12 protein-coding genes are annotated in these 12,624 nt (G+C 42.8%); 10 read left to right on the forward strand and 2 right to left on the reverse strand.

Features of this window, described 5'->3' with window-relative positions; all coding sequences use genetic code 11:
• Positions 1–108 precede the first annotated feature (108 nt).
• Positions 109–1,521 (reverse strand): cysteine--tRNA ligase, encoded by a 1,413-nt coding sequence (gene cysS / locus G610_RS0101235; protein ID WP_026523325.1) that lies wholly within the window; start codon positions 1,519–1,521, stop codon positions 109–111.
• Between the two features lie 206 nt (positions 1,522–1,727).
• Here cysS and G610_RS21835 point away from each other — a divergent pair, with 206 nt between their 5' ends.
• The 7 genes from G610_RS21835 to G610_RS0101275 all read left to right on the forward strand — a co-directional run bounded on the left by G610_RS21835 (position 1,728) and on the right by G610_RS0101275 (position 8,442).
• Positions 1,728–2,912 carry a transglutaminase domain-containing protein gene (locus G610_RS21835; RefSeq protein ID WP_026523326.1) on the forward strand — a complete coding sequence of 395 codons (1,185 nt, stop codon included), beginning with the start codon at positions 1,728–1,730 and terminating at the stop codon, positions 2,910–2,912.
• A gap of 238 nt (positions 2,913–3,150) precedes the next feature.
• On the forward strand, positions 3,151–3,630 hold the full coding sequence (locus tag G610_RS0101250) for a methylglyoxal synthase (RefSeq protein ID WP_026523327.1): 480 nt from the start codon (positions 3,151–3,153) through the stop codon (positions 3,628–3,630).
• A 42-nt stretch (positions 3,631–3,672) separates the two neighbouring features.
• Positions 3,673–4,506: an ATP-dependent sacrificial sulfur transferase LarE gene (gene larE / locus G610_RS0101255; protein ID WP_051197431.1), complete on the forward strand. Its 834-nt coding sequence runs from the start codon at positions 3,673–3,675 to the stop codon at positions 4,504–4,506.
• 92 nt (positions 4,507–4,598) lie between these two features.
• Entirely contained in the window at positions 4,599–6,422 is a 1,824-nt protein-coding gene (locus G610_RS0101260) for a carboxylesterase/lipase family protein (protein WP_026523329.1), read from the forward strand.
• Positions 6,423–6,486: 64 nt separating this feature from the next.
• Positions 6,487–7,383 carry a putative ABC transporter permease gene (locus G610_RS21840; protein WP_051197433.1) on the forward strand — a complete coding sequence of 299 codons (897 nt, stop codon included), beginning with the start codon at positions 6,487–6,489 and terminating at the stop codon, positions 7,381–7,383.
• Between the two features lie 125 nt (positions 7,384–7,508).
• Positions 7,509–7,847, forward strand: coding sequence for a metalloprotease family protein (locus G610_RS19225; protein ID WP_026523330.1), 339 nt, complete (start codon positions 7,509–7,511; stop codon positions 7,845–7,847).
• A 52-nt stretch (positions 7,848–7,899) separates the two neighbouring features.
• Positions 7,900–8,442 (forward strand): histidine phosphatase family protein, encoded by a 543-nt coding sequence (locus tag G610_RS0101275; RefSeq protein ID WP_026523331.1) that lies wholly within the window; start codon positions 7,900–7,902, stop codon positions 8,440–8,442.
• 303 nt (positions 8,443–8,745) lie between these two features.
• Here G610_RS0101275 and G610_RS0101280 read toward each other — a convergent pair whose 3' ends face one another.
• Complete coding sequence (locus tag G610_RS0101280) at positions 8,746–9,360, reverse strand: hypothetical protein (protein ID WP_035796544.1); 615 nt, start codon at positions 9,358–9,360, stop codon at positions 8,746–8,748.
• A gap of 213 nt (positions 9,361–9,573) precedes the next feature.
• Here G610_RS0101280 and coaBC point away from each other — a divergent pair, with 213 nt between their 5' ends.
• The 3 genes from coaBC to G610_RS21845 all read left to right on the forward strand — a co-directional run bounded on the left by coaBC (position 9,574) and on the right by G610_RS21845 (position 12,593).
• Positions 9,574–10,767, forward strand: a complete 1,194-nt coding sequence (gene coaBC, locus G610_RS0101285; RefSeq protein WP_026523333.1) for a bifunctional phosphopantothenoylcysteine decarboxylase/phosphopantothenate--cysteine ligase CoaBC — start codon at positions 9,574–9,576, stop codon at positions 10,765–10,767.
• A 27-nt stretch (positions 10,768–10,794) separates the two neighbouring features.
• Positions 10,795–11,487 carry a histidine phosphatase family protein gene (locus tag G610_RS19230; RefSeq protein WP_242829593.1) on the forward strand — a complete coding sequence of 231 codons (693 nt, stop codon included), beginning with the start codon at positions 10,795–10,797 and terminating at the stop codon, positions 11,485–11,487.
• A 293-nt stretch (positions 11,488–11,780) separates the two neighbouring features.
• Entirely contained in the window at positions 11,781–12,593 is an 813-nt protein-coding gene (locus tag G610_RS21845; RefSeq protein WP_051197435.1) for an FHA domain-containing protein, read from the forward strand.
• The last annotated feature ends 31 nt before the right edge of the window (positions 12,594–12,624 follow it).

A 12,624-nucleotide genomic window follows, 5' to 3' on the forward strand; every position in this document is an offset into this window, starting at 1 on the left:
TTATCTATAAGTATTAAAACAAAGTAAATTATTCTTATATGAAAATTAAGAAAACGCTCTGCACATCAAAGTGTACAGAGCGCTATATAATCTTTGAAAATAAAGGAATTAAGCCTTTTCCCAAACAGTGCCTTCGCGGGTATCCTTAATAGTGATGCCCTTAGAAGCAAGCTCGTCGCGGATAGCATCTGCTGCTGCGAAGTCCTTGGCTTTCTTAGCTTCCTTACGCTTTGCGATCATCTCTTCAACGTAAGCTGCTAGATCTGAATCTACTTCTGAAGAACTCTCCTCTGCCTTAAGAAGATCAAGTGAGAGGACTTCATCAAAGCTCTCGATAAGAGCCTTCTTGGTCTTGTCATTGGTATCAGCCTTAAGAACATCATATACAACAGTGATTGCACTTGAAGTGTTGATATCTGAGCAAAGTGCAGCTTCGAAATTAGCTCTGTACTCTGCAAATACCTTCTCATCAACTTCGCCCTCATCTGTAAGAGAGAGAATTCTCTTTTTGAGCTTGTCGTAGGTGGCAGCAGCCTGATCCAGTGCATCGTATGAGAACTGAAGAGGCTTGCGGTAGTGACTCTGCAGGCAGAAGAGTCTGTAAACAACAGGGTTGTAGCCCTTCTCCTCAAGGAGGGATACAGTAAGGAACTCGCCCTTACTCTTACTCATTTTACCTGTCTGGTCATTCAAGTGATGAACATGGAACCAGTAGTTGCACCACTTGTGCCCAAGGAAGGACTCACTCTGAGCAATCTCATTGGTGTGGTGAGGGAAAATATTATCAACACCGCCGCAGTGGATGTCCATGTATTCGCCGAGGTGCTTCATGGAAATGCATGAGCACTCAATATGCCAGCCGGGATATCCAACGCCCCAGGGGCTGTCCCACTTAAGGGCCTGATCTTCGAACTTGGACTTGGTGAACCAGAGAACGAAGTCGTTTTTATTTCTCTTATTGGTATCTTCACTTACGTCATCTCTAACGCCTACGAAAAGGTCCTCTTCGTTGTGACCTGTAAGAACGTAGTAATCAGTCAGCTTGGAAGTGTCAAAGTATACATTCTCGCCTGCAACATAGGCAAAGCCCTTCTCGATAAGGGACTCAACCATGTGGATGAACTCAGGAATGCAGTTAGTAGCAGGCTCAACCACGTCAGGAGTCTTGATATTGAGCTTTTTGCAGTCAGAGAAAAATGCATCTGTGTAGAACTTTGCGATCTCCATGACTGTTTTGTGCTCACGCTTTGCACCTGCAAGCATCTTGTCTTCACCTGTGTCGGCATCACTTGAAAGATGGCCTACGTCAGTGATATTCATAACTCTCTTCACATCATAGCCGATGTAGCGAAGTGTTTTTTCGAGAACATCCTCACAGATATATGTGCGAAGATTACCTATATGTGCGAAATGATAAACAGTGGGGCCGCAGGTATACATTGCAACCTTGCCGTCTTCATTGGGCACGAAGTTGTCGATTTTCTTGGTAAGTGTGTTGTAGATATTAAGCTTGTTTTCCATAGTATTCTCATCTTCTTATCTAAAAATTTATGTATCGCATCCATGAAAAATATGCAGATATGCAGATTCCCCAAAGATAAACATCAAGCATAATTATACAAAAAAAGTGCGAATATGCCAATATTTAAGGGAAACATATTTGCTTCACACAGGGGTAAAAAGCGAGTATAATTAATCTGCTTTAATATGCAATAGAGGGATAGTATATGAAGAAAAATATGTTAAAAGTCTTTGCACTGGCGCTGACAGCAGTACTTGTTGCAGGGGTACCTTCCCAGTCGGCGATTACAGCAAATGCTAAGATTACTACAACAAAATTAGGACAGTCAGAGGGCGAGCTTCCTGAAGGGTGGAGAAGCTACGGCAGCTTTAGCGGTGCCAGTTATTATGGCACAGATGCTGAGATTACCATTCCGCCTCAGATAACAGAGCTTGGACAGTTTGCCATATATGATAATCCTTATGTACAGGTTATTCATGTGCCTGCCACAGTTACCAATATAGGTGGTTTTTCTATCTATGAGCTTCCTAACCTTCGCTACATCATCTTTGAAGGTGATACTCAGCTGGAGGAGTATGCCATTCGCAATTGTGCGAATCTTAAGAACATAGTTACTCCTTTTAAAAACAGCAGTGCCGAGAGTATGGCAGATTCCTTAGGAGTGGCTGTTACCAGAACCATTAAAGAAGGCTTTGCAAAAAAGAACATCTATCTCCTTGTGGGAGATAAGTTCAATCAGCCTGTCTGCAACACGATTTATGATGACTATGTATGGACCAGCTCCAAGAAGTCTGTAGTTACCGTGGATGCTGCCGGCAGAATTAAGGCGAAAAAGCCCGGAAAAGCCGTTATCACAGCTACCAACGCCTACGGATCCTTCAAATATAAGGTAAATGTTTATAAAAAGAACGTTCAGAACCGCGTGAAGCAGGTCAAGAATCTTACGATATCCAAGAAAATGTCCGATTATGAAAAAGTAAAGGCAGTTCATAATTGGATGATCAGGAATATTTCTTACGATTATAAGAACTATTTAAAGGGAACTCTTCCACGAAAGGTATACACGGTAGAAGGCGCACTTCTTGATAAGAAGTGTGTTTGTCAGGGCTATGCCCTTGCCTTTAAAAAGCTTATGGACGAGTATGGCGTAGCCTGCGTTGTTGTAAGAGGTATGACAACAGGTGGTGGTCACGCATGGAATATGGTCAAGATCGGCGGCAAATGGTATCACATAGATGTGACCTGGGATGATCCAATCACAGACGGAACAGGTGTTAATACCAAAATCTATTACACCTATTTCCTTAAGTCCACATCTTATATGAACAAACATGAGCATACCTTTACCATAAGATCATATCCCAGATGCAACAGCAAAAAGTATGATTGAGATTAAAAGAGCAGATGAAAGTCTGCTCTTTTTCTATGTCTTCAAGAAGCTGGAAAATATAAATATTAGATTCCATTTTACATTTGTGGTGTTGTATGAATACTCGGAGACAGGTATATAAGATAGAAAAATACATATATTTTGTATACTTTTTTTGTCAGCGACTGTATTCGGCAGAGGCAAGCTTGTATAATGAAAAATAAGTAAGAATATCAATAAAAACAAGGAGGATAAGGGTATGACAGATACAATTACTCTTACTATAGGAAAACAGAAAAATATTGCGCTTATTGCTCATGATGGCAAGAAGGCTGAGCTTATACAGTGGTGCAAGGATAATGCGGAGACACTTAAGAAGCACTTCCTTTGCGGAACAGGAACAACAGCCCGCATGATTACTGATGCCACAAACCTTCCGGTAAGGGGCTACAATTCAGGTCCCCTTGGTGGAGATCAGCAGATTGGTGCCAAGATCGTAGAGGGAAAAATTGACTTTGTAATATTCTTCTCAGATCCGCTTACAGCAGCGCCTCATGATCCCGACGTAAAGGCTCTTATGAGAATTGCCCAGGTTTATGACATTCCCTTTGCAAACAACAAAGCAACAGCGGATTTCCTCATTCATTCAAGCTACATGGATGAAGAGTACAATCACGACATCATCAACTTCAAGCAGAACATCGTGAACAGAGCAGAGACACTTCCAAGCGAAATGTGAAAAACAGATTTTAATAAGTGTCAGTACGGCTTAGAGGACTTTATGATAAAAACTAACGAACCCATTACCCCTGATTTGCAGGAAAAACTTAATAAGCTTGAAGACTACATTCGAAGCCTGGGCTCGCTTGCTGTGGGCTTTTCGGGCGGCGTGGACTCGACATTTTTGCTGGTGGTGGCAAAGGAGGTTCTTGGAGATAAGGCCCTGGCAATCACAGGTGCTGCGGTGTTTGTGCCGGAGAGAGAAGCGGCGGAAGCTGCGGAGTTTTGTAAGGGGTGGGGGATAAGACAGGTCATCTGCAAGGTCAATCCGCTCACGCTTGAAGCATTCAAACACAATCATCCTGACCGCTGCTATCACTGCAAGAAGATGATATTCTCCGAGATAAAAAGGGTGGCAAAAGAGAACGGTATAGAGTACGTGGCGGAAGGCTCCAACATGGACGACCTCGGTGATTACAGACCGGGTCTCAAAGCAGTAGAGGAACTTAAGGTCACAAGCCCTTTACGAGAAGCAGGACTTACCAAGGACGATATCAGGAAAATATCTAAAGCTATGGGACTTCCCACCTGGAGTAAGCCCGCATATGCCTGCCTGGCATCAAGGTTTGTCTATGGCGAGGAGATTACAGAAGAAAAGCTCCACATGATTGATCAGGCAGAGCAGTTCCTGATTGAGAATGGCTTTATCCAAGAAAGAGTACGCCTTCACGGCAACCTTGCCAGAATCGAAGTACCGCCAGAAGACATAACAAGACTCGCAGCCGACGAAATGAGAACAGCCATCTTCTCAAAGTTCAAAGAAATCGGATTCATGTATGTTACCCTGGATCTTCAGGGTTACAAAATGGGCAGTATGAACGATGTTTTGAAATAAATCTACATCACTACGTAAGACATAAAATAATTCATGTCACTGGGGAAGACTAAAATTATTCATGTCGTATTTAAACATGAAAGGCAAAAAAAGTGGCATATACAATATTCATTTTCATAATTACAGCTTTATATCTATTTTTCTTGGAACTTTCCAAAAACATATTACCGGGCTGGGCTGTGGCAGTAATTCTCGCAGTCAGCCTGCTTTTTATGAGAAAACATCTAAAAAATAAGAGCAAATGGAATGCTATAAAAGGAGTAGGCGCATTCCTCATTTTGCTTATCCTGTTTGGCGTAAATTACTATTGCACACAGCCCCCTGTAAAAAGAGTGGCAGCGGTGGAAGCAAGGAATCCTAAAGCTACTGAAGTGGTTCATGTGGCCCAGGGCGACATTACAGGCGTAGTAAATGAAGATCGACAGGTGGAGGTCTTTGCGGGAGTTCCTTATGCGAAAGCACCTGTAGGTGACCTTAGATGGAAGGAGCCTCAGGAGGCAGAAAGCTGGGATGGTGTAAAAGCCTGCGACACCTACGGACCTATGGCAATGCAGAAGACATCAGCTATTTGGTACTCGTCCCTATCGAAGATTCTCGGAACCCATGATTACAGGTTTTCACTTAATGACCAGTACAAGGATGACGTCAGCGAGGACTGTCTGTATCTTAATGTCTACAGGCCGGCGGATTATGATGGTGAACCCCTGCCGGTAGTTTTCTTTGTGCATGGAGGCTCCCTTACAACAGGCTATTCCTATTACACTGAGTATCGCGGCGAGAGCTTTGCGGAAAAGGGCGTCATTTTCGTAAACTTTGCCTACAGACTTGGCATCTTCGGATACATGGCAAACGAGGAACTTGCAGCAGAATCGCCAAACGGCACCACCGGCAATTACGGACTGCTTGACCAGATCATGGCTCTTAAGTGGGTTCATGAAAACATAGGAGCCTTCGGCGGAGACCCTGATAACATCACAATCGCCGGCGAATCAGCAGGCTCATCCTCTGTGAATGCCCTTTGCGTATCACCTCTTACAGAAGGACTCTTTGTGAGAGCAATAGCAGAAAGCAGCGGAATTGCAGCCAAAAAGCCCTATCACACATTTAGGGAAATGGACGAGGCACTTGATACAGGCAGAGAAATCTTAGCTGAGTTTGGCGCATCTAACATAGCTGACCTTAGAAAAATCGACGCCGATAAGCTCGTCACCACCACATCCCAAAACAGTGACATGTGCGTGGACGGCTATGCGATTGCAGAGCAGCCTTATCTTACCTACGAAAAGGGAGAAAACCATGAGCAGGCTCTTCTTAACGGTTCAAACCTTAAGGAAGCAGATGCGTTTTTATTAGATACCGAAGCCACCAAAGAAAATTATGAGGAGCTTTTAGAGCCTATACTTGGCGACCTTTCACCTAAGGCTATTGAGCTTCTTCCTCCCGGTGCGGTGGAAAGAGATTCATATTTTATCATCGATCCAAAGGGAGAAGCCAAGGGCAGCCTTAACTTCATATACAGCGATGCGTGGTTTTCCTACAGCCACAATGTCTGGAGCAAATATATGGAGCAGCAGGGCAGACCTGTGTATCAGTACTTTTTCACAAAGACAAATAATTATCTAAGCAACAACCATGCGGGAGAGATGGTCTACGCCTACGGCAATCTGGATTATCACCCCGGAATGTATGACGAGAGTGATTATGCGCTTTCAGAAAAAATGCAGACCTATTGGACTAACTTTGCAAAAACAGGAGATCCAAACAAGGGGAGCGATTCAGAAATCAGCCTTGAAGAGTGGCCTTTGTGGAATTCTGCAGATGACAAGCTTCTTGAACTTAATGATGAGATCAAGCTTATTGATAATCCCTATCATGAGCTGAATGCTATAATAGATGAGTATCAAAATGCACAGTAAGAGTATTTTGCATTGACCGGAAAACTAATGATGCGTATGTTTTCTAAAAACAGTTGGAGGAGCTATGGTCATATCACAGTACTTCGTTGAATTCATTTTTTACAGTTTTCTTGGATGGGTTTGGGAATCGATCTACTGCACCTCAAAGGAGAAAAAGTGGGCTGACAGAGGATTCCTGTTTGGACCTGTGTGCCCTATTTACGGATCCAGCGTTGTTGTGGCATCCATGGTCTTTAGCCATATCCCTGCATTTGCCGATCCAAACTTCCCCATTTGGGCCATATTCATTGTTTGCTATATAGGCAGCGCCATTGCGGAGTTTGGAACTTCCTGGGTTTTAGAGAAAAGATTCCACGCCAGGTGGTGGGACTACAGCAACATTCCACTGAACATTCAGGGAAGAATCTGCGTACCTGTCAGCACAGCCTTTGGCCTTGCAGGAATCCTTGTGGTGAAATACCTCATTCCCTTTGTAAACGGAATGCACGCAGTGGTACCAGCTTTTGTCTATGAGGTTTGTGCTATCGCTTTTGCAGCAGCATTTGGCGCCGATTTTGCTCTCACGGAAGCAAGCCTTTCTGCTCTTCTTAAAGATGTTGAGAAAATGCATCAGGAATTCAATATCCAGGCTCAGCAGAACTACGAAAAGATTGCCGCAGTCCCCAGCGCTGTAAGTGAGAAGCTTCGCTCGGAGGTAAGTTCCATAGAGAACAGACTAAGCATGGAAAAGGAAACCATGGAAGCAAGAATCGCTGCATCAAGAAAAAGAATTTCAGCACTCCATGTGGCTTCACTTTCTTTTAACCAGAAGAGAATTCTTTCGAGCATATCCAGATTCACATCCGATAAAAACAAAACCACCAAGCAGAATGCCGACAGGCTGGCCCTTATCACCAACATGAAGGAGCATCTGCGAAAAGGTAAAAAAGAAAATATTGATTCCGAGACAGAGGGGAGCTAAGCGTTGAGGACCTTGTCAACTACACAGAATGCCGCCCTCTGAAAAACCTCGTGGACAGGACGAGGGAGTATTAAATATGGTATAGTATCCAAGGACTATATTTATTAGGTAGTGTAAAGCAAGTTATGAAAACAGTAGACCGTCCTAAGGAATCCACCGCAAGCGGTACCCCCTTAGGACCAATTACTTGGAGGATTTTTGTATGGGAAAAGATAATAAAGAGAAAAAGGATTTACATTTTCGGAGCAGTAATGCCGCTGATAATTCTTGGAATAATACCTATAATAGTTGGAATTGCCGGAGGTAATTTCTGGGTAATGCTGTTTGGTATAGTTGAAGCAGTCTCTGCTTGTGGGGATCTGATGGTAATAAAAAACATAACCTCATACGTACCTGCTGCAAAGGATGTAGTTTACGTGGACCATCCCACTGAGGCCGGAAGCGTCGTGTTTGAGCGTGCTTAATCAACTTCAGTAATGATGCTTTATGAAAAAATGACGGAGAGTATGGAATTTAATGAGTGATCATTTCTATTTTGTAAGACATGGCGAAACAGTGTGGAATGTGGAGAATAAGATCTGTGGTGCAACGGACATTGCACTTACTGAGAAAGGACATAAGCAGGCAATCGAGACCGGAGAAACAATTCTTTCAACCGGCATAGATGCTGATGAGATCCTTACTTCTCCGCTTATCAGGGCTTATGAGACTGCGAGGCACATATCGGAGATAACAGGAATTCCCATGAGGGTAGAGCAGAGACTTATAGAGCAGAACTTCGGCAAGTATGAGTCAACCCCCAGGGACGGAGCAGAATTCCATGAAGCCAAAAAACACATGGCAAGTCGTTTTTCTACAGGCGAATCCATGATGCAGATGGCACAGAGGATATATAACCTGCTTGATGATATAAAAAATGATGAAAAGACTTATATACTTGTAGCGCACAACGGAATCGCAAGGATTGTGGAGTCTTATTTCAGGGAAATGGATAACGAAGAGTTTTCAAGCTTTGGAATAAAGAACTGCGAAGTAAGAAGATACGATTTTAGCCTATGAGCTTTAGAATTTAATATTTTGATTTTTGACGATGATCGCCCGGCTTTTAGCTGCGGCGATTTTTTCGTTTTACCGCTCACGCGCGAGGATTTTGCATGTCTTCATGCGATCTATGGCATCGATGCCTGCCTTGTTCAAAGTGAAAATGGCTATCCTATTTGTATTGATTTTAAGTAAAGGTTTTATGGCAGAGATTTTTTAAATATAAAATATTGGAAAAAATGATGCCGGAATGATTATAGGAATCGATAAAAAGCAGACTAACATCACGCAGGATTGTGATATTTCAAAAACTCGAATCTGTCAGTCATTATATTCTACTTCAAAATCTTTAAAGAAAGCCTCTGTTCCGATTTCAGAAAAGAATCCTATAGATCCGTGTGCATCTTTACCGTGTTTCATAAAATGAACCACAAGTACAGGATCTTTTTCTTCATTCAAATAAAACTGAGCTTTTTCATCATGAATAATGGCTGTCAGCTGTACCCACTCATTTAATCCATTATGAATCGGCGCTTCATAATTAGTGATTCCAAATTCTCTAAAATAAGCAAAAGTATATCCCGGATAAGAAAAGTACTGACATCCATGTGCCTTACGCACAGGATCATTTGTCGTCCCATTAGTTGGCCTTATATAAAAAGATTCGAACTCGCTATTATCCTGATTTACCCTAAAAACGATTCCTATGAATCCTCTGGCGAAATCCGGAGCGTCGGGAAGAAGCCTGCTCAACATTTTTACCCTGATGATACCATTATGGAAATCTATATTTCTCAGTTTGACAAAGGTATTCTCATCGAACTGCATGATTTTTTCCTTTTTTATGACCCTGAAAACCTTCTCTCCATCTAGCTTTTCCTGAGTAACTGTTGTGTGTACCGGAATAAATTCTTCTAAATCTTCATATCTTGTCATTATTGATGTGTTGTCCTTTCATCTATTTCGAGTAAATGTCTATAATCCATCAAATCACGATTGACTAATACTAAAATTTTAACCATTTCAACAATAAAAATAAAGCCCACTAATGTGAGCTGACATCTGAGAAAACACGTATAATAATCTGAGTATTTAGATTTTGATATTATAAAAATGGCAAAATGAAAACATAAAAGAGGAGACCGCAATTTGCTTAAAGGTAAAAATATAGTACTTGGAGTAACAGGGGGGATCGCCGGTTACAAAGCCTGTGAACTGACTTCATTGCTGGTAAAACAGCACGCGAACGTGCAGGTGATAATGACAGAAAACGCAACAAAATTTGTAACGCCCATAACTTTCGAGCAGCTTACCGGAAATAAAACTTTGACAGACACATTCGACAGGAACTTTATTCACAGTGTGGAGCATATTTCTGTTGCTGACAAAGCGGATATGGTGATAATTGCGCCTGCCACAGCTAACATAATAGCAAAGCTCGCAAACGGGACCGCGGATGATATGCTGACAACCACTGTACTTGCTTGCAGATGCCCCAAAGCTATAGCTCCATCGATGAATACGGCGATGCTTGAGAATCCGGTGACGCAGGATAATATAGATAAACTCAGGCACTACGGATGGGAGATAATTGAGCCTGACAGCGGTCGTCTCGCCTGTGGAACAGTGGGAAAGGGCAAGCTCCCTTCACCCGAAAGCCTTCTTGAGGTATGCCTTCACACCTGCACTTACGATAAAGATATGACAGGTAAGACTGTGCTTGTAACTGCCGGACCGACCAGAGAGGCACTGGATCCGGTGAGGTACCTAACCAATCATTCAACCGGCAAGATGGGATATGCCATCGCCAAAGCTGCGTCCAGGAGAGGCGCTGATGTTATTCTTGTTTCAGGGCCCACGAGCCTTCCGAAGCCTCCATATATGGAAGTGATCGATATCACATCTGCTCAGGAGATGTACGACGCTGTCATGGCAAGTTTTGACAAGGCTGACATCGTGATCAAGGCAGCTGCTGTGGCGGACTACAGACCTGCCACAATAGCAGACAACAAAATTAAGAAGAGTGACGGTGATATGTCAATTCCGCTTGAACGTACCACTGATATCATCAAAACTCTCGGAGAAAAGAAGAGAAGCGGTCAGTTCATCTGCGGTTTTTCAATGGAAACTGAGAATATGATCGAGAATAGTAAAGAAAAACTTGCAAAGAAGAATCTCGATATGATTGCTGCCAATAACGTTAAAGTCGAGGGTGCAGGTTTTGGTACAGACACTAACATACTCACCCTGATCACCGCAGATGAGCAAAAAGAGCTCCCTATCATGAGTAAAGATGATGCAGCAAATGCACTACTTGATTCTATATTGGAAAAAATTAATTAACTTTCATTATTAGTGGAGAAAAGAAGAATGAGACTACTATTTTTCAGACATGGCGATCCAGACTATGAGATCGACGGTCTTACTGATAAAGGAAAGCGCGAGGCTGAGCTTCTGGCTAAGCGTATCTGCGCTATGAATATCGATGATATTTATGTGTCACCGCTTGGAAGGGCGAAGGCGACATCGGAGTATTCAATCAAAGAGCTGCAAAAAGAGGCTGTTACCTGTGACTGGCTGAGGGAGTTTCCGGCACTGTTTGATGCCAATGAGGCTGATGATGAGACGAGAAGGGCTTTCCCCAATGAGCTTAGAATTGATTCGGAGACAGGAAAATATCACAAGCGTATTGTGTGGGATGTGATGCCTTCATATTATGGCAGGCACCCGGAGCTGTTCGATGTAAATGCCTGGCGCGATTCGGAGTTTGTGAAACACACCGATATGATTGAAGCCCATGATCATGTGGTATCAGAATTCGACAAGCTCCTCTCAAAATATGGATATGAGCGAAGCGGTAGCATCTACAAGGTGCGCGAGAATAATGAAAAGGTCCTGGCTTTCTTCTACCATTTTGGAATCACCTCAGTTCTGCTGTCACACCTTTGGGGAGTATCTCCCCTTGTCACCATGCAGTTTCTGGCTATGGCGCCACATCTCTTACAGAGATTGTTACTGAGGAACGTGAGAAAGGAATCGCTATTTTCAGGACACTCAAGATAGGAGTTATTACCCATCTTACCATGGGAAACGAACCACCGGCTTTCTCTGCAAGGTTCTGCGAACGGTTTGAAAATGAAAATGAAAGACGCTAATGAGATAACCAAAACTTCCCACGCCTGTATACGGCTCCGGCGCCTACTACATGTGTGGGAAGTTTTCATATATAAGTGTTGTGTGAAAGTGTGCGTTCAGTTTTATGAAATTTTAATTTGTAATTTAATAATGAATGGAATAACGTATATAGTATAGATATTTTTTGCATTTACCCCAATAAAAATAAAGGAGATAAGAGTATGGAGTTACAAGGATTATCTGGTATTCATCAGGGTAGGAGAATTCCTGTCAATGGGTCTGTGGTAATCGGCAGAAATCAGCAGTCGTGTACGATTGTCTATCCAGACAACACGAAGGGAATCAGCAGAGTACATTGTAAGGTTGACCAGACACCGCAGGGGTGTATGGTAACGGATCTGGGATCATCATACGGTACCTTTGTAAATGGTAGAAAACTGATGCCTAATGTACCGACCCCTGTTAGGGAAGGTGATACATTCTATCTGGGTAATCAGAGTAATTCATTCTCTATTGTAGGTGGTGGAGCAGTGGCAGGCTCAGCACCTGCGGGAAATACTGCGAAGAAGGGAACGAATAAGACTCTCATTGCTATTATAGCTGCTGTTGCTGCAGTTCTTGTCATAGGTATTATCGCTGCTGTGGTTATTAGCAACAAAGACGCATATCCGACACTTGTCGGAACTACCTGGAAGGTGGCAGAGTATCCGGGCGTTCGAATGTCTTTTGCGGAGAATGGAGATCTTATCATCACCAATCAGGGAGAGTTTGAGATTAATGGTGCTTTTACGTACAGTGCTGTTGGGGAACATATGGTGAGTGTGAAATATACAGCTCCTCTTGAAGATACAACGATTACTGCAGATGTAAGTGCATCACTGTTTTCGATGATAGGTGGTGGAATGTCTTCCGCGGAGAGCGTACAGAACGCATATCAGGCAGGCTATGTCTGGAAATATGAATATTACAAGAAATCTGATTCCATGAAAATATCGGATGTTAACGGTTACAGACTCTTTACATTGGAGCATTAATAGAATACGGGTACCGGATAATAACTAAAAA

The sequence above is a fragment of the Butyrivibrio sp. MB2005 genome (assembly GCF_000424285.1).
Classification (GTDB): domain Bacteria; phylum Bacillota; class Clostridia; order Lachnospirales; family Lachnospiraceae; genus Butyrivibrio.